The 25,415-nt window shown below is 51.1% G+C and carries 27 protein-coding genes; 16 read left to right on the top strand and 11 right to left on the bottom strand.

The window, feature by feature from the left end:
- Positions 1-54: 54 nt before the first annotated feature.
- Positions 55-381 (bottom strand): YnfA family protein, encoded by a 327-nt coding sequence (locus tag I6L54_RS13915; protein ID WP_005121149.1) that lies wholly within the window; start codon positions 379-381, stop codon positions 55-57.
- A gap of 154 nt (positions 382-535) precedes the next feature.
- On the opposite strand from I6L54_RS13915, the gene I6L54_RS13920 reads away from it, so the two are divergent.
- Complete coding sequence (locus I6L54_RS13920) at positions 536-877, top strand: DUF1283 family protein (RefSeq protein WP_005121150.1); 342 nt, start codon at positions 536-538, stop codon at positions 875-877.
- A gap of 37 nt (positions 878-914) precedes the next feature.
- The gene (gene speG, locus I6L54_RS13925) at positions 915-1,475 is read left to right on the top strand and encodes a spermidine N1-acetyltransferase (protein WP_040231134.1); all 561 of its coding nucleotides are present in this window, start codon (positions 915-917) and stop codon (positions 1,473-1,475) included.
- A 6-nt stretch (positions 1,476-1,481) separates the two neighbouring features.
- Here speG and I6L54_RS13930 read toward each other — a convergent pair whose 3' ends face one another.
- A complete protein-coding gene (locus I6L54_RS13930) occupies positions 1,482-2,192 on the bottom strand; it encodes a YnfC family lipoprotein (RefSeq protein ID WP_005121152.1) in 711 nt (236 codons plus the stop codon).
- 103 nt (positions 2,193-2,295) lie between these two features.
- On the opposite strand from I6L54_RS13930, the gene I6L54_RS13935 reads away from it, so the two are divergent.
- The 6 genes from I6L54_RS13935 (at position 2,296) to clcB (ending at position 8,731) form a co-directional block, all read left to right on the top strand.
- Positions 2,296-2,604, top strand: a complete 309-nt coding sequence (locus I6L54_RS13935; protein ID WP_137378523.1) for a DUF1161 domain-containing protein — start codon at positions 2,296-2,298, stop codon at positions 2,602-2,604.
- Positions 2,605-2,741: 137 nt separating this feature from the next.
- Positions 2,742-5,180, top strand: a complete 2,439-nt coding sequence (gene ynfF / locus I6L54_RS13940; protein WP_052463729.1) for a selenate/tellurate reductase subunit YnfF — start codon at positions 2,742-2,744, stop codon at positions 5,178-5,180.
- A 10-nt stretch (positions 5,181-5,190) separates the two neighbouring features.
- The gene (locus I6L54_RS13945) at positions 5,191-5,808 is read left to right on the top strand and encodes a DMSO/selenate family reductase complex B subunit (protein WP_155021037.1); all 618 of its coding nucleotides are present in this window, start codon (positions 5,191-5,193) and stop codon (positions 5,806-5,808) included.
- 1 nt (position 5,809) lies between these two features.
- Positions 5,810-6,664 (top strand): dimethyl sulfoxide reductase anchor subunit family protein, encoded by an 855-nt coding sequence (locus tag I6L54_RS13950; RefSeq protein ID WP_040233876.1) that lies wholly within the window; start codon positions 5,810-5,812, stop codon positions 6,662-6,664.
- A gap of 42 nt (positions 6,665-6,706) precedes the next feature.
- Positions 6,707-7,321, top strand: coding sequence for a Tat proofreading chaperone DmsD (gene dmsD / locus I6L54_RS13955; protein ID WP_040233875.1), 615 nt, complete (start codon positions 6,707-6,709; stop codon positions 7,319-7,321).
- A gap of 120 nt (positions 7,322-7,441) precedes the next feature.
- Positions 7,442-8,731 (top strand): voltage-gated ClC-type chloride channel ClcB, encoded by a 1,290-nt coding sequence (clcB, locus tag I6L54_RS13960; protein ID WP_005121160.1) that lies wholly within the window; start codon positions 7,442-7,444, stop codon positions 8,729-8,731.
- Here the strand turns inward: clcB and bioD are convergent.
- The 3 genes from bioD to I6L54_RS13975 all read right to left on the bottom strand — a co-directional run bounded on the left by bioD (position 8,687) and on the right by I6L54_RS13975 (position 11,755).
- A complete protein-coding gene (gene bioD, locus I6L54_RS13965) occupies positions 8,687-9,382 on the bottom strand; it encodes a dethiobiotin synthase (RefSeq protein WP_005121161.1) in 696 nt (231 codons plus the stop codon). The two genes, clcB and bioD, sit on opposite strands and share 45 nt — an antisense overlap.
- A gap of 124 nt (positions 9,383-9,506) precedes the next feature.
- Entirely contained in the window at positions 9,507-10,727 is a 1,221-nt protein-coding gene (mlc, locus tag I6L54_RS13970) for a sugar metabolism global transcriptional regulator Mlc (protein WP_040233874.1), read from the bottom strand.
- A gap of 128 nt (positions 10,728-10,855) precedes the next feature.
- Positions 10,856-11,755 carry a multidrug efflux transcriptional activator YnfL/SxtR(Kp) gene (locus tag I6L54_RS13975; protein ID WP_040233873.1) on the bottom strand — a complete coding sequence of 300 codons (900 nt, stop codon included), beginning with the start codon at positions 11,753-11,755 and terminating at the stop codon, positions 10,856-10,858.
- Positions 11,756-11,913: 158 nt separating this feature from the next.
- Here I6L54_RS13975 and I6L54_RS13980 point away from each other — a divergent pair, with 158 nt between their 5' ends.
- Positions 11,914-13,167: a multidrug efflux MFS transporter YnfM/SxtP(Kp) gene (locus I6L54_RS13980; RefSeq protein WP_005121165.1), complete on the top strand. Its 1,254-nt coding sequence runs from the start codon at positions 11,914-11,916 to the stop codon at positions 13,165-13,167.
- Between the two features lie 35 nt (positions 13,168-13,202).
- Here the strand turns inward: I6L54_RS13980 and I6L54_RS13985 are convergent, their stop codons facing one another.
- On the bottom strand, positions 13,203-13,889 hold the full coding sequence (locus I6L54_RS13985; RefSeq protein ID WP_040233872.1) for a CPBP family intramembrane glutamic endopeptidase: 687 nt from the start codon (positions 13,887-13,889) through the stop codon (positions 13,203-13,205).
- Positions 13,890-14,063: 174 nt separating this feature from the next.
- On the opposite strand from I6L54_RS13985, the gene I6L54_RS13990 reads away from it, so the two are divergent.
- The 4 genes from I6L54_RS13990 (at position 14,064) to I6L54_RS14000 (ending at position 17,227) form a co-directional block, all read left to right on the top strand.
- A complete protein-coding gene (locus I6L54_RS13990; protein WP_040233871.1) occupies positions 14,064-15,551 on the top strand; it encodes a carboxypeptidase M32 in 1,488 nt (495 codons plus the stop codon).
- 137 nt (positions 15,552-15,688) lie between these two features.
- Complete coding sequence (asr, locus tag I6L54_RS13995; RefSeq protein WP_040233870.1) at positions 15,689-16,135, top strand: acid resistance repetitive basic protein Asr; 447 nt, start codon at positions 15,689-15,691, stop codon at positions 16,133-16,135.
- An 86-nt stretch (positions 16,136-16,221) separates the two neighbouring features.
- Positions 16,222-16,305, top strand: a complete 84-nt coding sequence (gene ydgU / locus I6L54_RS24685) for a small membrane protein YdgU (RefSeq protein WP_049259791.1) — start codon at positions 16,222-16,224, stop codon at positions 16,303-16,305.
- Between the two features lie 100 nt (positions 16,306-16,405).
- Positions 16,406-17,227, top strand: a complete 822-nt coding sequence (locus I6L54_RS14000; RefSeq protein ID WP_005121169.1) for a trypsin-like serine peptidase — start codon at positions 16,406-16,408, stop codon at positions 17,225-17,227.
- 34 nt (positions 17,228-17,261) lie between these two features.
- Here I6L54_RS14000 and mdtI read toward each other — a convergent pair whose 3' ends face one another.
- The 3 genes from mdtI to I6L54_RS24610 form a co-directional block, all read right to left on the bottom strand.
- Positions 17,262-17,591, bottom strand: a complete 330-nt coding sequence (gene mdtI / locus I6L54_RS14005; protein ID WP_040233868.1) for a multidrug/spermidine efflux SMR transporter subunit MdtI — start codon at positions 17,589-17,591, stop codon at positions 17,262-17,264.
- Positions 17,578-17,943, bottom strand: a complete 366-nt coding sequence (gene mdtJ, locus I6L54_RS14010; RefSeq protein ID WP_161958620.1) for a multidrug/spermidine efflux SMR transporter subunit MdtJ — start codon at positions 17,941-17,943, stop codon at positions 17,578-17,580. Before mdtJ ends, mdtI begins: the two co-directional genes overlap by 14 nt.
- A gap of 107 nt (positions 17,944-18,050) precedes the next feature.
- Complete coding sequence (locus tag I6L54_RS24610; protein WP_086523670.1) at positions 18,051-18,221, bottom strand: protein YdgV; 171 nt, start codon at positions 18,219-18,221, stop codon at positions 18,051-18,053.
- Between the two features lie 130 nt (positions 18,222-18,351).
- On the opposite strand from I6L54_RS24610, the gene I6L54_RS14015 reads away from it, so the two are divergent.
- A complete protein-coding gene (locus I6L54_RS14015) occupies positions 18,352-19,386 on the top strand; it encodes an AI-2E family transporter (protein ID WP_040233866.1) in 1,035 nt (344 codons plus the stop codon).
- Between the two features lie 46 nt (positions 19,387-19,432).
- Here the strand turns inward: I6L54_RS14015 and pntB are convergent, their stop codons facing one another.
- On the bottom strand, positions 19,433-20,821 hold the full coding sequence (gene pntB, locus I6L54_RS14020) for a Re/Si-specific NAD(P)(+) transhydrogenase subunit beta (protein ID WP_005121173.1): 1,389 nt from the start codon (positions 20,819-20,821) through the stop codon (positions 19,433-19,435).
- Between the two features lie 10 nt (positions 20,822-20,831).
- Entirely contained in the window at positions 20,832-22,361 is a 1,530-nt protein-coding gene (pntA, locus tag I6L54_RS14025; RefSeq protein ID WP_005121174.1) for a Re/Si-specific NAD(P)(+) transhydrogenase subunit alpha, read from the bottom strand.
- A gap of 525 nt (positions 22,362-22,886) precedes the next feature.
- On the opposite strand from pntA, the gene ydgH reads away from it, so the two are divergent.
- Both ydgH and I6L54_RS14035 read left to right on the top strand, forming a co-directional pair.
- The gene (ydgH, locus tag I6L54_RS14030; RefSeq protein ID WP_005121175.1) at positions 22,887-23,831 is read left to right on the top strand and encodes a DUF1471 family protein YdgH; all 945 of its coding nucleotides are present in this window, start codon (positions 22,887-22,889) and stop codon (positions 23,829-23,831) included.
- A 187-nt stretch (positions 23,832-24,018) separates the two neighbouring features.
- Complete coding sequence (locus I6L54_RS14035; protein ID WP_040233865.1) at positions 24,019-25,401, top strand: amino acid permease; 1,383 nt, start codon at positions 24,019-24,021, stop codon at positions 25,399-25,401.
- Positions 25,402-25,415: the final 14 nt, after the last annotated feature.

A 25,415-nucleotide genomic window follows, 5' to 3' on the forward strand; every position in this document is an offset into this window, starting at 1 on the left:
ACTACCATACAAGTATGAAGATCAAAAAAGCGCTCACCGATCACAAAAAAGGCGCTATGCGCGCCCCCATCCGGCCACGATGATCAACATCCCACACAGTGCCACTAACGCGCCGGACCAGTCGTACAGGCTCAGTTTTACGCCATCGACAATGCGTAACCAGAGCAGTGCAGTCACCACGTAGACACCACCATACGCGGCATATACCCGCCCGCTCGCCGCCGGATGTAGCGTCAGCAACCAGACGAACAGCGCTAATGACACCCCAGCGGGAACCAGCAACCAGGCCGTCGCCCCACGCTTAAGCCAGAGCCAGGGTAAAAAGCAGCCAATGATTTCGCATAACGCGGTGACGAAGAAAAGTAATGTTGTCTTAAGCATTGGAGTTATTCAGTTACCTTCGGTTTAACCATAATACGACAGAATATGTCCAACGTATCCATATGCGCCCAGTGGGTATGCCCTGGCGCAGGAATAGTGTAGAATTTAACCCTGTTTTATCGTTTTTTTCCCTTTCTCATTAAAGGAATTCGCCATGAAAATTACACTGACCAAACGCCTGTGTCTGACGGCCATGCTGACGCTGGCGGCGGCCGTGTACACCTCTTCCGTATTTGCTGAAACCAGTAAACTGGTCATAGAGTCCGGGGACAGTGCGCAAAGTCGTCAACAGGCTGCAATGGAAAAGGAACAATGGAACGATACGCGTCAGTTGCGTCAGAAAGTCAACAAGCGTACAGAGAAAGAGTGGGACAAAGCCGACGCTGCTTTTGATAACCGTGATAAATGCGAACAAAGCGCGAACCTGAATGCGTATTGGGAGCCTAACACCCTGCGTTGTCTCGATCGCCGCACTGGCCGCACCGTTGCCCCATAATCATTGTGCTCACCAGAAGATATTGAAAGGATACGATATGGCAAGCGCCCTCAGTGTAAATCTGCGCCCGCTGGAGCGTGAAGATTTACGTTTCGTCCATCAGCTTGATAACAACGCCAGCGTCATGCGCTACTGGTTTGAAGAACCTTACGAAGCGTTTGTTGAGCTGTCAGACCTGTATGACAAACACATTCACGACCAAAGTGAACGCCGTTTTGTGGTCGAGTGTGACGGTGAGAAAGCCGGGCTGGTGGAGCTGGTTGAAATAAACCATGTGCACCGCCGGGCTGAATTTCAGATCATTATTTCCCCTGATTATCAGGGCAAAGGACTGGCAACGCGCGCGGCAAAGCTGGCGATGGATTACGGTTTTACCGTACTCAACTTGTATAAGCTGTATCTGATCGTTGATAAAGAGAACGAAAAAGCTATCCACATCTACCGTAAACTCGGCTTTATGGTCGAAGGCGAGCTGATTCATGAATTCTTTATCAACGGCCAATACCGCAACACTATCCGTATGTGTATCTTCCAACAGCAATATCTGGCCGATCACAAAACACCGGGTTCCAGCCTGTTACAACCTACCGCTCAGTAAAAGCGGTTAGTAGTAATCAATGGTGTTTTCAATCGAGTAATGATGCTCAACTGCCGGCTTTACGCTTTCGTCAACGATAACCAGCTGGCAGTTGACCGGATTAGCATACGAATCATACTTACAGGTTTGTTTGACGTTACCTAAAGGGTGATCGTTCAGTATGCTTACTGCCGTGTAATCCAGTTTTTTCAATGGATCGACTGACGGTTTAGCCTCAACCTGCAGCGTATTGTCCTTACTGATGGTGGTTTTACCGAGCGGGTAGCCTTCCGCGTCATACCGGTACTGCACCTTCATCTCTTTTCCCGTGGCGGACACAACAAAACCGTTATCGTCGGTATCCCACACTACCCCCGCCGAAGGCAGTTCCGCCAGTTGGCATTTCCCTTGTAAACGGATCCGTTTTTCCAGCGTTTCGGCGTCCCGATAGAAGTTCGCATCCAGCACTAATGCCATACCCGTATTATTTTCGACATCATGCAATTCCAGCGTATCAAAACAGCCTTCCTGTGAGAGCGTACCTGTGACGCGCTTAGTCACTTCGCCTTTGTCGTTGAGCAGTGTCTGACTAAAATCTTTCACTGGGCCGCGTAGCGGATCAAAATCAAATTCATTGGAGAAGCTGGCCATTTCCGGCGTAAAGGACACCAGCCCTTTGGCGTTATCACACCCAACCAACACGATACACAGGAAACCTAACAGGGTCTGTTTCTTCACATTTTTCACCGGGATAAGAAGATAATTCTCAATCATATTAGCAAATACAGTTATTTACACCAGAAATGCTAATCTTAGTTTATGTCGATCACGAAAGGAGTTGATGATGAAATACATAACAGGAATTGCCGCGAGCTTATTACTGGTCGCTTCCCCGCAGATCCTGGCGGCGCCCGCGTCATGTGAGCGCGTGAAGAGTGATATCGAACAGCGCATTATTAATAATGGTGTCGCGGAATCCAGTTTCACGTTGAATATTGTTCCTAATGATCAGGCCGATCAGCCTGATTCACTGGTGGTCGGTCATTGTGCTAATGATACGCACAAGATCCTCTATACCCGAACCAACAGCGGTAACGCGCCCGCAAACAGTAGCCCTTCTCAGGACGGTCACGTGGCTGAGCCGCAATAAATTTTACCCTCCGTTCGCGGAGGGTCACTCCTGTTTGATATGCATTAATAAGATTTACCTCTAAATAGGTAGACTCAACTTCATTGTTAGCAAGCTAGTTATTTCGTTATAAAACAATATATATAACGACAATTACAATGGAGTGGGTTATGTCTGAAGATGAGCAATATGGAGGTATTAGCCGCAGGACGTTAGTGAAATCCTCGGCTATAGGTTCACTGGCACTTGCTGCCGGTGGCCTGTCACTACCCTTTGGTATTCGTGCCGCTGCTGCTGCAGTACAGCAATCAGTGCAACCTGTTGAAGATAAGGCTGTCTGGAGTTCCTGTACGGTTAACTGCGGCAGCCGTTGCCTTTTACGTCTGCATGTGAAAGATGATGCAGTCTACTGGGTTGAATCTGACACGACCGGTGATGATACCTACGGTAACCACCAGGTTCGCGCCTGCTTGCGTGGTCGTTCGATTCGCCGTCGTATGAACCACCCTGACCGCCTCAAATACCCGATGAAACGCGTTGGTAAACGTGGTGAAGGTAAATTCGAGCGTATCAGTTGGGATGAAGCGCTGGATACCGTTGCCGGCAATCTGAAGCGTATCTTGCATGATTACGGTAATGAAGCCGTTCACGTTCTTTACGGTACCGGTGTGGATGGCGGTAATATCACGAACTCCAACGTCCCCTACCGTTTGATGAATTCCTGTGGTGGCTATCTAAGCCGTTACGGGAGTTACAGCACCGCACAAATCAGCGCCGCCATGGGATACATGTTTGGTGCTAACGACGGTAACAGCCCCGACGATATCGCCAACACAAAGCTGGTTGTGATGTTTGGTAATAATCCAGCCGAAACGCGTATGAGCGGCGGTGGCGTAACCTGGTATGTCGAGCAGGCACGTGAGCGGTCAAATGCCAGAATGATCGTTATTGATCCACGCTACAACGACACCGCCGCAGGTCGTGAAGATGAATGGCTGCCTATTCGCCCAGGGACGGATGCTGCACTGGCCGCCGCAATCGCCTGGGTGCTGATCACAGAAGATCTGATTGATAAACCTTTCCTTGATAAATACTGCGTCGGCTACGATGAAACCACTCTCCCCGCCAGCGCACCGCGTAATGCGCACTACAAGGCCTATATATTAGGTGACGGCCCGGACGCAATTGCCAAAACACCGCAATGGGCATCTCAGATTACCAGCATCCCTGCAGACAAAATCATCCAGTTAGCGCGTGAAATCGGTTCGGCAAAACCTGCTTACATCTGTCAGGGCTGGGGACCGCAACGCCATTCCAACGGTGAACAGACAGCCCGAGCAATCACCATGCTCTCTGTTTTGACAGGAAACGTGGGAATTAACGGCGGTAACTCCGGTATGCGTGAAGGGACCTGGGATCTGGGCGTTGAATGGTTCTCCATGTTAGAGAACCCGGTCAAAACACAGATATCGGTGTTCACCTGGACGGATGCTATCGATCATGGCGCAGAAATGACAGCCACCCGCGACGGTGTACGCGGCAAAGATAAACTGGATGTGCCTATCAAGTTTATCTGGTGCTATGCCAGTAATACGCTCATCAACCAGCATGGCAATATTGCTCATACTCATGACGTTTTACAGGATGACAGTAAGTGCGAAATGATTGTCGGCATTGAGCACTTTATGACCGCATCGGCGAAGTACTGCGACATCCTGCTGCCGGATCTGATGCCTACTGAACAGGAAGACCTCATTTCACATGAGTCCGCCGGGAATATGGGCTATGTGATCCTCGGACAGCCCGCTACCTCACCTAAATTTGAACGAAAACCCATCTACTGGATGTTAAGTGAAGTCGCTAAACGCCTGGGCCCGGACGTCTATCAAAAATTCACGGAAGGCCGCACCCAACACGAGTGGGTGAAATATCTGCATGCCAAAACCAAAGAACGTAACCCGGAAATGCCGGATTACGAAGAGATGAAAACGACCGGTATTTTCAAGAAAAAATGCCCGGAGGAACACTATGTCGCCTTCCGCTCATTCCGCGAAGATCCCGCGGCAAACCCATTGAAAACGCCATCAGGGAAAATTGAGATTTACTCTGAAAGACTGGCCACCATTGCCGAGACATGGGAACTCAAACAAGACGAGATTGTGCATCCGCTACCGGCTTATGCGCCAGGCTTTGACGGCTGGGACGACCCCAAACGCAAAACGTATCCGCTACAGCTCACCGGATTCCACTATAAGGCGCGAACTCACTCAAGCTACGGCAACATTGATGTTCTACAACAGGCATGCCCGCAGGAAATCTGGATTAACCCCGTCGATGCTCGTTCACGTGGCATTCATCACGGCGATACGGTACGGGTGTTTAACAGCAATGGTCAGATGCTGATCGCCGCAAAAGTCACACCGCGTATTTTGCCCGGCGTGACAGCCATCGGCCAGGGCGCATGGCTCAATGCTGATATGTTTGGTGACCAGATCGATCACGGTGGCTCTATTAACATTCTCACGTCACATCGTCCTTCTCCGTTAGCGAAGGGGAATCCATCCCACAGTAATCTCGTTCAGGTTGAAAAGGCGTAAGGTGTAATCCATGACGACTCAATACGGATTTTTTATCGACTCCGCCCGTTGCACCGGTTGTAAAACTTGCGAACTGGCCTGCAAAGACTTCAAAAATTTAACGCCGGACGTCAGTTTCCGCCGTATTTACGAATACGCAGGCGGTAACTGGCAGGAAGATAACGGTGTCTGGCACCAGAACGTTTTCGCCTACTACCTCTCCATTGCGTGTAACCACTGTGAAGACCCGGCCTGTACCAAGGTGTGTCCAAGCGGCGCGATGCACAAACGTGAAGATGGTTTTGTGGTCGTGGATGAAGACGTGTGCATTGGCTGTCGCTATTGCCACATGGCCTGCCCGTATGGCGCACCGCAATACAATGCCGCCAAAGGACACATGACCAAGTGCGATGGCTGTCATGAACGTGTTGCTGAGGGTAAGAAACCCATCTGTGTCGAATCCTGCCCGCTGCGTGCGCTGGACTTCGGCCCGATAGAGGAACTGCGTAAAAAACACGGCACCCTGGCCGCGGTTGCGCCGCTCCCTGGCGCGCACTTTACCAAACCGAGCATCGTCATCAAACCAAATGCCAATAGCCGCCCGACCGGGGATACCACGGGTTATCTGGCTAATCCGAAGGAGGTCTAAAATGGGAAATGGATGGCATGAATGGCCGTTGGTACTGTTCACGGTTCTGGGCCAATGCGTGGCAGGCGCGCTAATCGTCAGTGGGCTGGGTTGGTTTGCCGCCAAAGACGATGTTGTAAGGCAGCGCATTGTTCGCAGTATGTTTTTTCTTTGGCTGGTAATGGGCATCGCATTCCTGGCCTCGGTTATGCATTTGGGGTCTCCGTTACGCGCATTTAATTCGCTGAACAGAGTCGGTGAGTCAGCGCTAAGTAATGAAATTGCCAGCGGTTCGCTATTTTTTGCCGTCGGTGGTTTATGGTGGCTGGTCGCTGTTCTCGGTAAAATGCCTGCTGTATTAGGTAAAATATGGCTGCTGGTAAGCATGCTGCTGGGCGTGGTGTTTGTCTGGGCGATGACTAACGTTTACCAGATAGATACCGTCCCGACCTGGTATAATGGTTACACTACGGTGGCCTTTTTCATGACCATGCTTCTGAGCGGGCCACTCTTTGCCGGTCTGCTACTGCGTGCGGCTGGTGTTCCTTTTAATGCCAACGTGTTCGCGGGGATAAGTGTGCTGGCGTTGCTGGTTAGTGCGGGTGTGATTGTCCTGCAGGGACTTTCCCTCGGCACAATCCACAGTTCGGTGCAATTCGCCAATGCGCTGGTACCTGACTACGGCCGCTTACAGGTGTGGCGCATCGTCTTATTGGCCGCAGGTCTTGGGTGCTGGATATGCCCGCTTATCCGCCGTAAAGACCCGCATGCCGCTGGGCTGGCGTTAGGTTTAATTTTAGTCCTGGCCGGTGAAATCATTGGTCGTGGTTTATTTTATGGTTTGCATATGACAGTCGGAATGGCTGTTGCAGGTTAACTCTCGGGTGCGGGGCAACCCGCACTGTTCAGGATTGTTTGCATGACCCATTTTTCACAATGTGACAACTTTTCAACCGCTGCGCGCGTTCTGGGCGCATTGTTCTACTATGCGCCAGATAGCGCTGAAGCATCTGCGATGGTCAGTGCGTTAAAAGCTGATGGCTGGCAAGCACAGTGGCCGCTGCCGGATGCTACGTTGTCGCCACTGGCTGCACAGATGCAGACAGATAGCGATGAAACGCTCCCACAAGCCTGGCAACGTTTGTTTATCGGCCCCTACGCTTTGCCATCCCCTCCCTGGGGTTCGGTCTGGCTGGATCGCGAAAACGTGTTGTTTGGTGATTCCACGCTGGCGTTACGTCAATGGATGCGCGACAACGGCATTCAGTTTGCGCTGCAACAGAATGAGCCAGAAGATCACTTTGGCTCGCTGTTACTGCTAACCGCCTGGCTTGCCGAAAATGGCCGCCACACCGAATGTGAACAATTGCTGGCCTGGCATCTGCTGCCGTGGTCGGCTCGCTTCCTCGACGTTTTTATCGAGAAGGCAAACCATCCATTCTACCAGGCGTTGGGTAAACTGGCACGCCTGACGCTGGCGCAATGGCAGTCGCAGTTATTAGTTCCGGTGGCAGAAAAACCATTGTTCCGTTAATGTCACCCACGGGCAGGATATTTCCTGCCCATTTCCCACTGAGTTTCGCACGCTGAGCTTTTGCTTCTGCGGCTAATTACCCGCAAAATAGGCCGTCTGAATTTTCCTGTCTGGCAACCCATGCATCGTTTACATGCTTATCCTGATCTGCGTACTCTGTTTCGGCGTCTACTGATCGCCGCACTGATTGGTATCCTTTCAGCCCTGGCCGTTGCAGGATTTCGTCATGCGATGCAATTGCTTGAATGGCTGTTCCTGAGTAACGATACGGGAAGTCTGGTCAACGCCGCGACAAATCTGCCGCCGTTCAGACGCATGCTGACACCCGCGCTCGGTGGTCTGGCGGCTGGACTTTTGCTCTGGGGCTGGCAAAAATTTAATCGCTTACGCCCACAGGCCCCCACAGATTATATGGAAGCCCTGCAGACTGACGGACAGTTCGACGTCAGCGCAAGTCTGGTGAAATCGCTGGCCTCTTTGGTGGTGGTGGCGAGCGGTAGCGCCATTGGTCGTGAAGGAGCAATGATTTTATTGGCCGCATTGGCGGCCTCATGCTTCGCACAACGCTTCACACCGCGTTCGGAATGGAAATTATGGATTGCCTGCGGGGCGGCTGCGGGTATGGCTGGTGCGTATCACGCTCCGTTGGCGGGTAGCTTATTTATTGCCGAAGTGCTGTTTGGCACGTTGATCCTCGCCTCATTAGGGCCGGTGGTTGTCTCCGCCGTCGTCGCATTGTTAACCACCAATGCGCTTAGCGACAGCAACGCGCTGCTGTATACCGTTCATCTGACACGGGAACTGCATGTGCTGGAATATGTGATGATTATCAGTACTGGCCTGTTAGCGGGTCTCTGCGGACCTCTCTTTATGTGGCTTATGACCACCAGCCACAACGGCTTTTTACGCTTAAAACTCGCACCACCAGGCCAGTTAGCCCTGGGCGGGCTGATCGTTGGCCTGTTGTCGCTACTTACGCCTGCGGTGTGGGGCAACGGCTACAGCGTGGTACAATCGTATTTACTCTCTCCTCCTTTGCTCGCCGTCGTCAGTGGGATTTTCATTTGCAAATTGCTGGCCGTACTCGCCAGTAGCGGTTCAGGAGCACCCGGCGGCGTGTTTACACCAACGCTGTTCGTCGGTTTATCGATCGGTATGTTACTGGGTCGGGTATGGGGATTCTGGCTTCCGGGGACGGATGAAATAGCGGTACTGTTGGGTTTAACAGGAATGGCCACACTGCTGGCGGCGACGACCCATGCTCCCATTATGTCGACATTGATGGTCTGTGAAATGACCGGGGAGTATCGACTGCTCCCCGGCCTGTTGATTGCTTGCGTCGTGGCGTCAGTGCTGTCGCGAACGTTACGCCATGACTCTATCTACAGACAACACGCTGCCGAGCATTGACAGACGAATATACTGAGAAAGCTCGCGCTGCTCTGCACGTGGCAAATAAGGCAATTCCCCCATCAACGGTGCCGGTAATTTTTTGCTTAGCACGTCGATGATTTCGGCATAATGCGCCAATCCTGGGTTAATACGGTTCGCTACCCAGCCAATCAACGGCAGCCCGTCACTGGCAATCGCCTGTGCGGTAAGAATGGCATGGTTAATACAGCCTTCCTGAATACCCACCACCATCAGAACCGGGAGTTGCTCCTGTACCACCCACTCCGATAACGGACGCAGATCGTTCATCAAACTACGCCAGCCACCGGTGCCTTCAACAACAACGTGATCAACCTTCTCACTCAGGCTGGCAAGTCCATTGGATAACAGGGTGTAGTTAACAGGACCGCTATGTGCCACGCTACTTTCGTCTTCGCTCAGCGCGATAGGGTTAATCGCCTCGTACGGCAGTTCGATGGATGACACGCTTTGCAGCACCAGTGCATCTTTATTGCGCATACCTTCCGGTGTCTCTTTGCTGCCTTTGGCGACGGGTTTGTAACCCGCCACACGTTTACCCCCTGACGCTAACGCTTGTAGTAATGCGCGGGAAACCACGGTCTTCCCAACAGAAGTGTCTGTACCTGTAATAAAGAAACGCTTCAGCATCACTAACTCCACCGTATGCTCTGAAAATATAAGTCAGGAAAATAAAACAGTGGAGAAAGTCTAAGGTATGACGGCCAGAACCAGCTTGAGATAGCGCAATTTTTCGTACAACAGTTAAAAAATGTTAACCCTGTAATAGACGAATCAACAAAGAACCGTTATACATCGCGTCTTTCACGAGGGCTGCCCCCGCCATCGTCCCCTGATTAGAAAATTGCGTACTTTCGACAACAATGTGCTGGCTGTAGGCCGGAAGCGCCTGTTGACGAATGCTGTCAGCAATCGTCGGGAACAAAATGTCAGCGGCTTTACTGAGTGGAGATCCTATCAATATCTTTTGCGGGTTGAACAAATTCACCATGATGGCCAGGATACGACCGACATGAGTTCCAACGCCGTTAATAATATCTTTCGCCAATAAATCGCCCTGCATGGCCGCCTGACACAGTGCGTCTACTGTCAACGGTTGTCCGTGCAGAGAGGAGCTCATTGACTGCTTCAGTCGCACCTGCGCCAGTTCCAGCACACTGTCGACGCTGGCGATCGTTTCCAGACACCCATGATTACCGCAGTAGCAACGTTTGCCGTAAGGGTCCACCTGCGTATGACCTATTTCGACCAGGCTGCTGCTGCCTGCATGCAGTAAATGACCATCAGTGATCACCCCTGCACCCACGTTGTGATCGATGACCACCTGAATAACATCACGCGCCCCGCGTGATGCACCAAACAGCGCTTCGGCCATGGTCCAGGCGCTGATATCGTGCTGAATGTATACCGGCACGCCGGTATGCCGCTCCAGCGTTTCGCCGAGCGGCATCTCTTTGACGTCATCATAGAACGGCATACGATGTACGATACCGTTCTCGGTATCAATAATGCCGGGTAATGTAATTGCGATGGAAGTCAGGCGTTCGAGTTTTTGCTGGTGACGAATAAAAAACTGATCGACTTGCGCAACAACCCGTTCCAGTAACGATGTCTCGCTGATCAGCGCCATTTCAAGACAATCCTCTACCACAAGTTTGCTGCTCAGATCGCGCAGCGCCAGGAAAATCTCGCCACGACTAATACGAATAGAAAGGTAATGCCAGGCTTCTGTTTCGACAACCAGCCCAACCGCCGGACGTCCGCAGTTACCGGCTTCTTTTATTTCCAGCTCCTGCACCAAATGCGCTTCCAGCATTTCTCGGACAATTTTGGTAATACTGGCAGGTGCCAATTGTGCCAGGCGAGAGAGATCAATACGCGATACCGGTCCCAGCTGATCAATCAGACGATAAACCGCGCCCGCATTGGTCTGCTTAATTTGATCGATATGCCCAGGCTGACTATCAGCAACCACCACTTACTCCCTTTATTTTCGCGCTCCGAAATAATCTGTAGACTATGGTGAAGCACTTCAATGGCTTCCGTCAACTTTTTGCTTAGCCTTGTGATTTACTGCACATTTTCGACCATTTTTAAACTAAATTAACCGCGCTGCACCGCGGCTAAAAGCTGCTGGCGAAAACGTTGCGCTGCGTGGCTTTGTTCATGATGCTTCGGCCACACCAACCACATTTCGGAGACCGCATCGTCTTCGGCAATAGGGATCCAACACATTTCATACAATTGCACCCGCTTAAAAGAGGCTGGCAAAATGGAAACCCCTAACCCTGCTGCCACCAGTCCAATGATGGTCATCGCCTCACCGACCTCCTGGGCGATGGTTGGTTTCAGATCATAACGGCGCATCAGGCCGAGAATATCGTCATACAACCCCGTTCCAACATGCGGATCAAAAAAGACAAACGGCTCGTTTGCCAGCTCCGCCAGCGTCACCACCGGCTTTTGCGCCAGAGGATGTGCGCGTGGGATCATCGCCATCAGCGGCTCATGCAAAATGACCTCCCGCGCCAGCGTGTCCGGTAGTTGCGTATTGCGCAGGAGCCCAAAATCCAGTGTTCCCTCGTTGAGCGGGGCAATTTGCTCGCGCGTATTCATTTCACGGGTTTGCAGATGCACCGCAGGATAGCATTGGCGAAAAAAAGACAGCGTATCGGACACTGCCTTAATAAACGGGGCTGATGACGTAAAACCGATGCGCAGTTCCCCTGACTCTCCCAGATGTAATCGTTCAGCACGGGCGGCAGCCTCATTTACCAGCACCAGGATTTGCCGGCTGTCCGCCAGAAACTGTTTTCCGGCAGCGGTAAGCGCCACGCTGCGGTTAGTCCGCGCCAGTAGCCGTGCACCCACCTGCTGTTCGAGGATCTGGATCTGCTGACTCAACGGAGGTTGCGAAATATTCAGTCGTGCCGCTGCACGACCAAAATGCAGCTCTTCCGCAACTGCCACAAAGTAACGTAGGTGACGCAGTTCAATATTCATATTTATAAAATATTATTTGAGATTATTAATATATTAGACAGAATATTGTGATTTTCATACTCTTAAGGCTGGTCCTGTAGACCCCATGGATTTCACGTCGCATTGCGCGGCTTGAAATACGCAGGGTATAGATGCAAATGATTGAGCAAGGATTTTAAGTGAGTCGTACAACTACTGTCGATACCGCTCCGGCGAGCGATGTTGACGAACAGATAGTCACTGTGCCGGATGGTTTTATTAAACGCGGTACATCCCCTTTTATGCGCGTCACGCTGGCGCTTTTTTCTGCCGGTCTGGCGACATTTGCCCTTCTTTATTGCGTACAGCCCATACTGCCCGTGCTGTCGCATGAGTTTGGCGTATCGCCTGCCAGCAGCAGTATTTCGCTTTCCATCTCAACGGCCATGCTGGCAATCGGCTTACTGTTTACCGGCCCACTTTCCGACGCCATAGGGCGTAAACCGGTAATGGTAACCGCGCTGCTGTTGGCCTCCTGCTGTACGCTGCTTTCTACAATGATGACCAGTTGGCACGGTATTTTAATCATGCGTGCGCTGATCGGACTGTCACTGAGCGGCGTAGCGGCCGTGGGAATGACCTATTTGAGTGAAGAAATTCACCCGAGCTTTGTTGCATTCTCAATGGGTTTATACATCAGCGGAAACTCGATTGGTGGTATGAGTGGTCGTTTGATTAGCGGCGTGTTTACTGACTTTTTTAACTGGCGAATCGCTCTGGCGGCTATTGGCTGCTTTGCCCTCGCCTCCGCGCTAATGTTCTGGAAGATCTTACCGGAATCACGGCACTTCAGACCAACATCGTTACGGCCTAAAACGTTATTTATCAACTTCCGTTTGCACTGGCGTGACAGAGGACTTCCGCTGTTGTTCGCAGAAGGGTTCTTGCTGATGGGGTCGTTTGTCACACTGTTTAACTACATCGGCTACCGTCTGATGCTGTCCCCCTGGGCGCTGAGCCAGGCTGTCGTCGGTTTGTTGTCTGTGGCTTATCTTACCGGCACCTGGAGCTCACCAAAAGCCGGTTCCATGACCACCCGTTATGGGCGCGGCCCGGTAATGTTGTTCTCGACAGGCGTGATGTTGTTCGGGCTAATAATGACTCTGTTTACCTCGTTATGGCTGATTTTTGCCGGTATGTTGCTCTTTTCAGCCGGCTTTTTTGCGGCGCATTCCGTGGCCAGTAGTTGGATCGGACCGCGAGCCAAACGCGCTAAAGGCCAGGCCTCTTCACTGTACCTGTTCAGCTATTACCTGGGCTCAAGCATTGCCGGTACACTAGGGGGTGTTTTCTGGCATAGCTATGGCTGGAATGGCGTGGGCGGGTTTATCGCACTGATGTTGGTGCTGGCGCTATTGGTTGGTGCCCGTTTGCACCAACGTCTGCACGCATAATCAATGATGCCCGAAGACCGGGCATTATAAACATCTCACGATAACATAAACGTCTGGGCGCTAATCTGCAGAGCAATTACCGTACCGTTCATCAAAATATGTAGCATAATCGGCATCAGTAAACCGTTACTTTTCAGCCTCGCCAGGATCAAAACCTGGGACACAATAAACAACATCAATAACGTTCTCAGATCCACATACTGTGTATGCATCACGGCGAAAATAGCCGACACCACCACTGACGACAATCCTGTTTTATTATTGAACCAGTACTGAAAGGCATTGAACAGGCAGCCCCTGAAGATGATTTCTTCATACACGGGTGCAAGCAATATCAGCGTTAGACTGGATAACCAAAGCGCGTAGCTGTTCAGTGAGACCTGGCTTGTCACCCATTCTTCGGTCTTTCTGATCCCCAATACCCAGGGCAGAACTAGCTGCACAATCAGCAGCGCAACAAACAATATGGCAAACCACCGGGCGTTGAATGTTCCTTTCCCGAGACCGTCTCTTTTTCTGAAGAAAACGTAATACAACGGCACCAGGACGACGAATTCCAGTGTAAACAGCAGCGGGAAAAGTAATCCTTTGGCGAGCAAGTCGTGACTGGCAGGGAAAAATAATGGGGAAAATGTGAGGCCGAACATCAACAAAAACATAGAGAAACAACCAGCCACCGCTTTTGTCCTTGCGATATATTCACTACTGACTTCCTGTTGCACACCTGCTCCTTGGATAAAATGAAATGTTCTCGTTATCTGAACAACACACAATCATGATAAAAAGTATCATTATCATTTACAAGCTACCAAAATTCCCATCACCTATGATGAATGGGTTAATTTGCGAAATCGCGTTAGACTCTGAAATCTGGTCCAACAGAACGAGAACAAAAAATGAGTAACAGTGATAATTACCATCAACTTACCCGCACGTTCCAGCGCCTCTCTCGCTTTTCCCACCTCTCGGCAATCGCCAGTTGGGACATGTTTACCATGATGCCGCCTGGCGGTAGCAAAGCCCGGGGTGAAGCGCTGGCTGAACTGAGCGTGCTTGAACATCAACTGTTAACCGATGCCAACGTGGCAAAGTGGATCGCCGCCGCACAGCAGGAAGACCTGAACGATGTCGAGCAGGCCAATCTGCGCGAAATGTCACGGCTACATCATCAAGCGTCCTTGCTACCCGAATCACTGGTAGAAGCGAAATCACTGGCGGGTAGTCGTTGCGAACATGCCTGGCGCAGCCAACGCCCTGCCAATGACTGGGAAGGTTTTGCTGAAAACCTGAAAGAGGTGGTTAAGTACAGCCGCGAAGAAGCCCGACTGCGTGCAGAAGCGAAAGGATGTTCGCCCTACGACGCATTGCTGGATGTCTTTGAACCAGAGATGACCAGCGCCCGGCTGGATATTCTCTTTGCCGACATCAAGAGCTGGCTACCCGAATTGCTCAATAAGGTGGTGGCAAAACAATCACAGCAATCACTTATCGCCCCGACAGCCCCCTTCCCGACTGCAGTTCAGCGTGAGCTGGGTCTTGAAACCATGGCGCAGTTAGGTTTTGATTTTACCGCGGGGCGCCTGGACATCAGTGCACATCCGTTCTGCGGTGGCGTACCGCAAGATGTCCGGATTACCACCCGCTATGATGAAAACGAACTGCTCAGCGCGTTATTTGGCGTCATTCATGAGACAGGTCATGCGCGTTATGAGCAAAATTTACCTCAGAACTGGGCAGGACAACCTATTGCTCTGGCACGATCAACCGCCATCCATGAATCTCAGAGCCTGTTCTTTGAAATGCAATTAGGCCGCAGCCCGGCGTTTCTGAAACGGTTAATTCCCGCAGTAACCCGGCATTTTGGCGATCAACCCGCCTTTGAGGAAAGCAATTTCATCGCCTGGAACCAGCAGGTCAAACCGGGCTTTATCCGCGTTGACGCTGACGAAGTTAGCTATCCTGCTCACGTGATCCTGCGTTATGAAATTGAGCGTGCGTTGATTAACGGCGACATTGAGGTTGATGATATTCCTGCCTTGTGGAATGAAAAAATGCAGGCCTGGTTAGGGCTTTCTACGATCGGGAACTACCGTAACGGCTGTATGCAGGATATCCACTGGACCGATGGTGGTTTTGGCTACTTCCCTTCGTACACATTGGGGGCGATGTATGCAGCCCAGCTTTTCAGTGCAGCTAACCGTGCATTGCCAGACTTAAACCACGCCATTGCGCAAGGAGACTTTAGCGCCTTGTTTGACTGGTTGCGCCAGAATATCTGGCAACATGGCAGTCGTTTCACGACCGAACAGCTCATTACCCAGGCAACCGGAGAGCCGCTGAGCAGCCGCTATTTCCGCGCCCATCTGGAAGCCCGCTATCTGTAATCGTATACCGTGAGTCATTGTACAAACGGTTACACGCCGAAACCAATGACTCACGGAAGCCCAGAGATTACAGCGATATAGTTATTTCAACGGCCCCGCAGTGGGGTTGAATGAAAAACCAAATCGAGGGTATGAGAATGAAAAAAGTATTAGCTCTGGTTGTTGCCGCTGCTATGGGTCTGTCTTCCGCTGCATTTGCTGCTGAAACAACTGCTACTACCGCTCCGACTGCGGCTGCGGCTGCGACCACGAAAGCCGCACCGGCAAAAACCACTCATCATAAAAAACAGCACAAAGCAGCTCCGCAGAAAGCACAGGCCGCTAAAAAGCACGCTAAAAAATCCGCAGCTACACCGGCTGTAGAGCAGAAAGCTCAGGCTGCGAAGAAACACACCAAAAAAGCAGCAACCAAGCCAGCTGTAGAGCAGAAAGCTCAGGCTGCTAAAAAACACACCAAAAAAGCAGCAACTAAACCAGTTGCAACCAAACCAGCCGCAGAGCAGAAAGCTCAGGCTGCTAAAAAACACACCAAAAAAGCAGTAAAACACGAAACCGCTAAACCAGCTGCTCAACCGGCTGCATAAAACATCTGTAGCAACCATGGCGTCCCCCACGCCATAGCATACGGCGCTAAATCAGACTGATTTAGCGCCGCTTTTCGGAGGGTAAAATGGTGTCACATTACCGCTTTGAGTTCATTCTTATTACCCTGATAATTTGCGCTCTTATCGCCATGCATTTTTATCTTTCCTGAGTGTAGTTCTCTGATTTTACTCCCACTTTCCCGCCGTCCCGTCTATAGTATTAACTGAGGGTTTGCTGTTAATAATCATAATTCCCCACCAGAGTGTGATATGCATAAAACCATTGCGGTATTACTGGGTTCAATTTGTCTATTTCCTGTCGTTGCACACGCGGAGCAGCCTGCAACGACCATTGCTGAAGCCGATAACATAAAAACGCTGTTTTTTGGTCATGACGATCGTGTGAGGGTGACTGACCCAACGCAATCACCGTGGGACGCTATCGGGCAACTGGAAACCGCCAGCGGTAACCTGTGTACGGCTACGCTCATTTCACCCCACCTGGCCCTGACCGCCGGGCACTGCTTACTCACCCCACCAAAAGGCAAGCCGGATAAAGCCGTCGCGCTACGTTTTGTGTCGAAAAAGGGTATCTGGCGCTATGAAATTCACGGCATTGAAGGACGGGTTGATCCCTCTCTCGGCAAGCGTTTAAAAGCAGATGGTGACGGCTGGATTGTCCCACCTTCTGCAGCCCCGTGGGATTTTGGTCTCGTGGTGTTACGTTATCCCCCCTCCGGGATCACGCCGCTACCTTTATTTGACGGTGATAAAGCCGCGTTAACCGCTGCGCTAAAAGCTGCGGACCGTAAAGTGACTCAGTCGGGGTACCCGGAAGATCACCTGGATGACCTGTACACGCATCAGGATTGCGCGGTAACTGGCTGGGCGCAAAATACAGTCTTGTCGCATCAGTGCGATACGCTCCCTGGCGACAGCGGCTCCCCATTGATGTTAAAGACAGATTCAGGCTGGCAATTGATTGGTGTGCAAAGCTCCGCTCCAGCAGCAAAAGATCGCTGGCGGGCGGATAATCGCGCCATTTCTGTGACGGGTTTTCGCGATAAACTCGAAGCACTGGCGAAAGGATGACGCATGCTGCCCACGTTTGCGGGCAGCACGTAGATTAGGCAAGTTTGATCATTATCATTCCGGCCAGAAGCAAGGCGACGCCAATCCAGCCTTTGTTATTCAGGCGCTGACCAAAAAGCACCCATCCTGCGGCTAACGTTGCGGCGATCCCGAATCCTCCCCACAGCGCGTAGGCGACAGAAAGGTCGATCCCCTTTACCGCCTGGGACAGCGCACTAAAGGCCGCTAACACCGCCACCAGCGACAACACGCCATAAGCCTTACGGCGGAAACCATCGGAAAATTTTAAGAAGACGTTAGCAACGATTTCAAGAACGATGGCCATTCCAAGCCAGGCGCCGTGAACCCACTCAAACTGCTGCATGGGTCACCTCCCTCCTCGCTTTTGCCGGCTTGCGTGTACCCGATTTGATCAACACAATGCCTAACACCAGCGAGACCAGTCCAGCAACTTTCATCGTGGTCAAGGTTTCGTCAAATAACAACACGCTAAACAACGTAATAAATAAAATTCCGATACCTTCCCATAAGGCATAGGCCACACCAAGGGCAATTTTTTTAACGGCAAAACTGAGAAAAATATACGATAAGGCGATCATTACCAGCATTAAAATAAAGCCCGCATTACCATGGCCTACGCTGGCCCATTTCATTGACAGCGTACCGGTAATTTCAGCCGCAATGGCCAGACCTAATAATATCCAGTAAAACATGATGCTTCTCCTGCTTGAGAATATAGTCCTTTGGGCCTACTGCATGCAGTAAACCAAAAAATAGAATCAGATAGCTCAGCGCATAACGCCAGCTCAGGCAGAAGAAGGGACTAAAGCGCGTTGCGCCAGTGTTGCTCACCCGCAAGCAAGAAAGTGGAGGAGGTACGAAGAAGTGTAGGTAAACGCAAAAACATCCTGAACGTATTGTCCATAATATTACAATTATCCGCAGTGTTGCTTCTCATCATCGCGGATGATAATTGTCCTCGGTAGTTAAACACAGATGATTTGTATCATAGGTTCAATGCGAACTCAAAATCTTTTCACTTCTTTACCCGGCTCGTTTGATTTTTGTTATAACGGCTCGAGGCAGATCACATTATTATATTGATAAAAAACTCAGGGATTCACATGACAAAACCGATCATCACGCTTAACGGCCTAAAAATAGTTATTATGCTTGGCATGTTGGTTATCATTTTAACCGGTATCCGATTTGCCGCCGATATCATCGTACCGTTTATTCTGGCATTATTTATCGCCGTCGTGCTTAATCCCGTAGTACAGCGCATGGTTAAGCTCCGCATACCGCGTGTATTCGCCGTGTCATTGCTGGTTGTTATTATTGTCATGCTAATGGTGCTGCTTCTGGCTTATTTAGGTACATCCTTAAATGAGCTGGCACGGACACTGCCGCAATATCGTTCGTCATTGGTTATCCCACTGAAAAATATCGAACCGTGGCTACAACGTGCGGGGATCGGTGTTTCCGTAGACGAGTTGGTGAAATATGTCGATCCGAACGCTGCGATGACGCTGGTCACCAATTTATTGACACAACTCTCTAATGCGATGTCCTCGATATTTCTACTGTTGCTGACTGTGGTTTTTATGCTGCTGGAAGTACCGCAACTCCCCGGAAAACTAAAACAAATGATGAGCCGCCCTCTTGAGGGAATGGCCGCAATCCAACGCGCTATCGACAGTGTCTCACACTATCTGGTGCTAAAAACCGCCATCAGTATCGTCACCGGCCTGGCTGCCTGGGGCATGCTTGCCGCACTGGATGTCCGCTTCGCGTTTGTCTGGGGACTACTGGCCTTTGCCCTGAATTATATCCCTAACATCGGTTCGGTGCTGGCAGCGATTCCCCCTATTGCTCAGGTACTGGTATTCAGTGGTTTTTACGACGCGTTGCTCGTGCTGGCTGGTTATCTTGTGATTAACCTGGTATTCGGCAATATCCTCGAACCCCGCATCATGGGGCGTGGGCTGGGACTTTCTACGCTGGTGGTATTCCTGTCGCTGATTTTTTGGGGCTGGCTGCTCGGCCCTGTTGGGATGCTGCTTTCTGTTCCGCTAACCATCATTGTGAAAATCGCGCTTGAGCAAACCAATGGCGGTCAAAGCATTGCCGTACTACTGAGCGATCTCAACAAAGAGTAAAATGCAAAACGGCCTCCGCAGAGGCCGTTTCAGTTTTTGCTGACGGTTACAGCGCTTTCAGGATCGCATCCACGCTGGCTTTGGCATCGCCAAACAACATATGGGTGTTTTCTTTAAAGAACAGCGGGTTCTGCACACCTGCATAACCGGTGTTCATTGAGCGTTTGAACACGATAACATTCTGCGCTTTCCACACTTCCAGCACCGGCATTCCGGCTATCGGGCTGCGCGGATCATCCTGCGCTGCCGGGTTCACCGTATCGTTCGCGCCAATAACCAGAACGGTATCGGTGTCGGCGAAATCATCGTTGATCTCATCCATTTCCAACACGATGTCATACGGCACTTTGGCTTCCGCCAACAGCACGTTCATATGACCAGGCAAACGCCCTGCTACCGGGTGAATACCAAAGCGGACTTTGATACCACGGGCGCGCAGTTTCTCAGTAATTTCCGCCACCGGATACTGCGCCTGCGCCACCGCCATACCGTAGCCCGGGGTGATAATCACAGAATGCGAGTTTTTCAGCATTTCAGCGGTATCTTCAGCATTAATCTCGCGATGTTCACCTGCTTCTTCGGTATCACCGGTTGAGGAACCGTCAGTACCAAACCCACCCGCAATAACGCTGATGAAAGAACGGTTCATGGCCTTACACATAATGTAAGACAGGATCGCACCCGAGGAACCGACCAGCGCACCCGTAACGATCAGCAGATCGTTGCTCAGCATAAAGCCTGCCGCTGCTGCTGCCCATCCTGAATAGGAGTTCAGCATAGAGACGACGACCGGCATATCGGCCCCACCGATGGATGCAACCAGGTGCCAACCAAACGCCAGTGCGATAATGGTCATCACCAGCAGCGCCAGAACCTGCAGGCCCACGCTCTCGGTACGAACAAACACCACCAGCAGCAGGAAAGAAACCACCAGCGCCGCCAGGTTCAATTTATGGCGGTTCGGCAGCATCAGCGGCTTAGATGAGATCTTGCCGCGCAGTTTACCAAACGCCACGATAGAACCGGTGAAGGTTACTGCACCGATAAAGATGCCGAGGAACACTTCAGTCAGGTGAATGTTCACCAGGATCGGTTCCAGACCGGTATCGTGATACAGATAGCTGTTGAAACCAACCAGTACGGCTGCCAGACCGACGAAGCTGTGCAGAATCGCCACCAGCTCCGGCATCTCGGTCATCTCGACTCTTTTCGCCAGACGAATACCAATTGCGCCACCAATGATCATTGCAACCAGAATCCAGGCGACGTTGCCGGTATCCGGGCCAAAAATCGTGGCAATCAACGCAATCGCCATCCCGGCGATGCCGTAGTTGTTACCCTGTTGAGACGTTTCGTGTTTGGAAAGCCCCGCCAGACTAAAAATAAACAGGATTGCGGCAACAATGTATGCAGCTGTAACTAATCCTCCAGACATATGTTACCCCTTAGTTTTTCCGGAACATTTTCAGCATGCGCTGAGTCACGGTGAAGCCACCGAAAATATTAATGCTGGCAATAAGCACCGCGATAAAACTCAGGAAACTCACCCAGCCGCCCTGGCCAATTTGTAATAATGCCCCCACGACGATGATCCCGGAGATAGCGTTAGTCACGGACATCAGCGGGGTATGCAACGCATGCGAGACATTCCACACCACGTAGTAACCCACCACGCAAGAAAGAGCGAACACCGTAAAGTGTCCGAGGAACTCTTTTGGCGCAACATCGGCTAGCCAGCCAAACAGAATCACCACCAACGCCATCAGCGCATATTTGCGCCATGGGGATGCAGGTTTTTTCTCTTCCTGTGGTGCAGGAGCAGCTTTAGGCGCCGCTTGTGGCTGAGCAGAAACCTGGATGGGTGGTGCAGGCCACGTAATTTCACCATCGCGAACCACTGTCACGCCGCGCACCACTACATCGTCAAAATCAACGGTGATGTTGCCGTCTTTCTCTTTGCATAACAGTTTCAGCAAGTTGACAAGGTTGGTGCCATACAATTGTGAAGACTGAGTCGGCAAACGACCCGGCAAATCGGTATAGCCGATAACCTTGACGCCGTTCTCGGTGGTGGTCACCTGATTGGCAACGGTATACTCGCAGTTACCCCCATTTTGCGCGGCGAGATCGACAATCACGCTGCCGGGCTTCATCGAATCAACCATCTCACGCGTGATCAGTTTCGGCGCTGGTTTCCCCGGGATCAGCGCGGTGGTAACGATGATGTCGACGTCTTTTGCCTGAGCGGCGAACAGTTCCATCTCCGCTTTTATAAACGCTTCGGACATCACTTTGGCGTAGCCATCGCCGCTGCCCGCTTCTTCTTTAAAGTCCAGTTCGAGGAACTCAGCGCCCATACTCTGAACTTGTTCTTTTACTTCCGGGCGTGTGTCAAAGGCGCGAACAATCGCCCCGAGGCTGTTTGCCGCACCGATAGCGGCCAATCCCGCCACGCCAGCACCGATCACCATCACCTTGGCAGGAGGCACTTTACCCGCCGCGGTAATTTGCCCGGTAAAGAACCGTCCGAACTCATGTGCCGCTTCAACAATTGCACGATACCCGGCAATGTTGGCCATCGAGCTTAAGGCATCCAGTGACTGCGCGCGCGAAATTCGCGGCACGGAATCCATCGCCATGACCGTCACATTTCGCTCTGCGAGTTTTTGCAGTAGTTCAGGGTTCTGCGCAGGCCAGAGAAAACTCACCAGCGTGGTACCCGGATTAAGCAACGGAATCTCAAACGCTTCTGGCGCATTGACCTTCAGGATAATCTCTGACTGCCAGACAGTATTCCCGTCAACAATTTCTGCGCCTGCTTGCACAAACGCCTTATCGTCAAAACTAGCCAGTTGACCTGCGCCGCTTTCAACCGCGACGCTAAAACCCAGCTTCAGCAGCTGCTCAACCGTTTTCGGTGTGGCTGCAACACGGGTTTCATTGGTTAACCGTTCTTTTGGTATGCCAATTCGCATAATGTTCCCTTCCATCTGTATTTTTGATGATGGTTTATCAATGTTCGCAAGAGGCATGCGCACACTCCCGAGAGAGCTCAGTGTTACCTCAATAAAATAAAACAGTAACAAACTCTGTATAAGCTACTGAAAATGACGCCTGTGATCTAGCGCCAAAAAACAGTATTTATTATGAAATTTGCAAAACAGGAATGAATTCACTCGCAAGCAGGGATAATGCCCTTTAAATAGCCCGCAAAGGCTGATAATTCGCTCAAGCGAAGCGGCAAAACATGATTAAGCGCCACCATAGAACAATTGATTAACATTAAATTAACTTATAAAATTCAACTGCTTTATCAGTTTTAGCCGCCAAACGCCGAATTTTTAGACATATCACTAAATGTTATCGATGTTGTTAGCATGGGTGGCACGATGAGTGAAAAATCACGCAGACACTGACACAATTTAAATGCAATAATCAGCCACGTTTCTAGTCAATAACAATACCAGTACCTGGTTTGCGCAAGGCGAAGGATTATTTTTATGAAGCTTAAGAACACTCTCCTGGCGTCCGCTCTTCTTTCTGCGACTGCTTTTTCTGTAAATGCAGCGACAGAATTGACGCCGGAGCAAGCAGCGGCCCTGAAACCCTATGACCGCATTGTGGTTACCGGTCGTTTTAATGCTATCGGTGATGCGGTAGACGCCGTATCCCGTCGTGCAGATAAAGACGGTGCAGCCTCCTTTTATGTTGTTGATACCTCAGATTTTGGCAGTGGCGGTAACTGGCGCGTCGTCGCCGATATCTATAAAGCCGACGCTGAAAAAGCAGAAGTCACCAAAAATCGCGTCATCAACGGCGTTATGGAATTACCGAAAGACCAGGCTGTTCTGATTGAACCTTTCGATACCGTTACGGTTCAGGGTTTCTACCGCAGCCAGCCTGAAGTAAATGATGCCATCACCAAAGTGGCGAAAGAAAAAGGGGCTTACTCTTTTTATATCGTACGCCAGGTTGATGCCAACCAGGGGGGTAACCAACGTATTACCGCATTCATCTACAAAGAAGATGCGAAAAAACGTGTTGTTCAAAGCCCTGATGCGATCCCTGCCGATTCTGATGCCGGACGTGCCGCGTTAGCAGCCGGCGGCGAAGCCGCGAAGAAAGTTGAAATCCCAGGCGTGGCAACAACCGCGTCTCCGAGTGCCGAAGTGGGTCGTTTCTTCGAAACTCAGTCAACTAAAGGCGGACGTTACACTGTCACCCTGCCTGACGGTACTAAAGTTGAAGAGTTGAACAAAGCTACCGCCGCGATGATGGTGCCGTTCGACAGCATCAAGTTCACCGGTAACTATGGCAACATGACCGAAGTATCTTACCAGGTTGCGAAACGTGCAGCGAAAAAAGGTGCCAAGTACTACCACATTACCCGCCAGTGGTCGGAACGTGGTAACAACATGACCATCAGCGCCGACCTGTATAAGTAACAGACAGTTGTAACAATAAAAGGCGGCTTTATGCCGCCTTTAGCATTTTTAGTCACAAATCTGCCTATCCCCATTGCATGCGTTGTCTTCTCTCCGTAAAATCCCGCGCCTTGAGTCGCTTTCACCATTTTTATGCGATTTGCCAAAATAATTATTCTCTCACTCTCGTTTTTGTAACTGGATACAAATGGAAAAGAAATTGGGTCTGAGCGCACTGACAGCGCTGGTTCTAAGCTCCATGCTTGGTGCCGGTGTTTTCAGCCTGCCACAAAATATGGCTGCGGTAGCCAGCCCGGCAGCGTTATTGATTGGTTGGGCGATTACGGGTGCGGGGATCCTGCTGCTCGCGTTTGCCATGCTTATCCTGACGCGTATCCGCCCGGAACTGGACGGCGGTATCTTTACCTACGCGCGTGAAGGCTTCGGAGAGCTGATCGGTTTCTGTTCCGCGTGGGGATATTGGCTGTGCGCCGTTATCGCTAACGTTTCCTATCTGGTTATCGTCTTTTCCGCACTTAGCTTCTTTACCGATACACCTGCGTTGCGTCTGTTTGGCGACGGGAATACCTGGCAGTCTATTGTTGGCGCATCGGTACTGCTGTGGGTCGTGCATTTTCTGGTGTTACGTGGTGTACAGACAGCCGCCAGCATTAATCTGGTGGCGACGCTGGCGAAGCTACTGCCGCTTGGCCTGTTTATCGTTCTGGCATTTATGTTATTTAAGCTCGAGACCTTTAGCCTGGACTTTACCGGTGTGAAACTGGGTGTTCCTGTCTGGGAGCAAGTTAAAAACACCATGCTTATCACCCTGTGGGTGTTTATCGGTGTGGAAGGCGCTGTCGTGGTGTCCGCGCGGGCGCGGAACAAACGCGATGTCGGGCGCGCGACGTTGCTGGCAGTACTTGCCGCTCTTGGCGTCTACCTGCTGGTGACCTTGCTTTCTCTTGGCGTGGTCGCTCGCCCGGAACTGGCTGAAATCCGCAACCCATCAATGGCTGGCCTGATGGTTAAAATGATGGGGCCATGGGGCGAAATCATTATCGCCGCGGGTTTGATTGTCTCTGTCTGTGGCGCCTATTTGAGCTGGACGATTATGGCGGCGGAAGTCCCGTTTCTGGCATCCACGCACAAAGCATTCCCGCGTATTTTTGCCCGTCAGAATGCGCAAGGTGCGCCTTCTGCATCACTGTGGCTGACTAACATCTGCGTACAGGTCTGTCTGGTGCTGATCTGGCTCACAGGTTCTGACTACAATACGTTGCTGACTATTGCCTCAGAGATGATTCTGGTGCCCTATTTCCTCGTCGGCGCATTTTTGCTGAAAATAGCGACCCGCCCAATTCATCAGGCTGTTGGTGTCGGTGCATGCATTTATGGCTTATGGTTACTGTACGCGTCAGGTCCGATGCACCTGTTGTTGTCCGTGGTGCTGTATGCTCCGGGGTTGCTGGTTTTCCTTTATGCCCGCAAAACTCACGCGCATGACAACGTATTAAAACGCCAGGAAATGGCTTTGATCGGCCTGCTTCTTGTAGCAGCTGTTCCAGCGACCTGGATGCTGATGGGTTAAATAGTTGACCCATC

Source organism: Citrobacter pasteurii (genome assembly GCF_019047765.1).
Classification (GTDB): domain Bacteria; phylum Pseudomonadota; class Gammaproteobacteria; order Enterobacterales; family Enterobacteriaceae; genus Citrobacter; species Citrobacter pasteurii.

Coding starts and splice junctions, on each gene's coding strand:
- I6L54_RS14000 (WP_005121169.1), top strand. CDS start 16,406: ATGCATAAAACCATTGCGGTATTACTGGGTTCAATTTGTCTATTTCCT.
- bioD (WP_005121161.1), bottom strand. CDS start 9,382: ATGCTGAAGCGTTTCTTTATTACAGGTACAGACACTTCTGTTGGGAAG.
- I6L54_RS14035 (WP_040233865.1), top strand. CDS start 24,019: ATGGAAAAGAAATTGGGTCTGAGCGCACTGACAGCGCTGGTTCTAAGC.
- ydgU (WP_049259791.1), top strand. CDS start 16,222: ATGGTGTCACATTACCGCTTTGAGTTCATTCTTATTACCCTGATAATT.
- I6L54_RS13990 (WP_040233871.1), top strand. CDS start 14,064: ATGAGTAACAGTGATAATTACCATCAACTTACCCGCACGTTCCAGCGC.
- clcB (WP_005121160.1), top strand. CDS start 7,442: ATGCATCGTTTACATGCTTATCCTGATCTGCGTACTCTGTTTCGGCGT.
- I6L54_RS13950 (WP_040233876.1), top strand. CDS start 5,810: ATGGGAAATGGATGGCATGAATGGCCGTTGGTACTGTTCACGGTTCTG.
- pntA (WP_005121174.1), bottom strand. CDS start 22,361: ATGCGAATTGGCATACCAAAAGAACGGTTAACCAATGAAACCCGTGTT.
- mdtI (WP_040233868.1), bottom strand. CDS start 17,591: ATGCAGCAGTTTGAGTGGGTTCACGGCGCCTGGCTTGGAATGGCCATC.
- I6L54_RS13915 (WP_005121149.1), bottom strand. CDS start 381: ATGCTTAAGACAACATTACTTTTCTTCGTCACCGCGTTATGCGAAATC.
- ynfF (WP_052463729.1), top strand. CDS start 2,742: ATGGAGTGGGTTATGTCTGAAGATGAGCAATATGGAGGTATTAGCCGC.
- I6L54_RS13935 (WP_137378523.1), top strand. CDS start 2,296: ATGATGAAATACATAACAGGAATTGCCGCGAGCTTATTACTGGTCGCT.
- speG (WP_040231134.1), top strand. CDS start 915: ATGGCAAGCGCCCTCAGTGTAAATCTGCGCCCGCTGGAGCGTGAAGAT.
- I6L54_RS13945 (WP_155021037.1), top strand. CDS start 5,191: ATGACGACTCAATACGGATTTTTTATCGACTCCGCCCGTTGCACCGGT.
- ydgH (WP_005121175.1), top strand. CDS start 22,887: ATGAAGCTTAAGAACACTCTCCTGGCGTCCGCTCTTCTTTCTGCGACT.
- I6L54_RS13975 (WP_040233873.1), bottom strand. CDS start 11,755: ATGAATATTGAACTGCGTCACCTACGTTACTTTGTGGCAGTTGCGGAA.
- pntB (WP_005121173.1), bottom strand. CDS start 20,821: ATGTCTGGAGGATTAGTTACAGCTGCATACATTGTTGCCGCAATCCTG.
- asr (WP_040233870.1), top strand. CDS start 15,689: ATGAAAAAAGTATTAGCTCTGGTTGTTGCCGCTGCTATGGGTCTGTCT.
- dmsD (WP_040233875.1), top strand. CDS start 6,707: ATGACCCATTTTTCACAATGTGACAACTTTTCAACCGCTGCGCGCGTT.
- I6L54_RS13920 (WP_005121150.1), top strand. CDS start 536: ATGAAAATTACACTGACCAAACGCCTGTGTCTGACGGCCATGCTGACG.
- I6L54_RS14015 (WP_040233866.1), top strand. CDS start 18,352: ATGACAAAACCGATCATCACGCTTAACGGCCTAAAAATAGTTATTATG.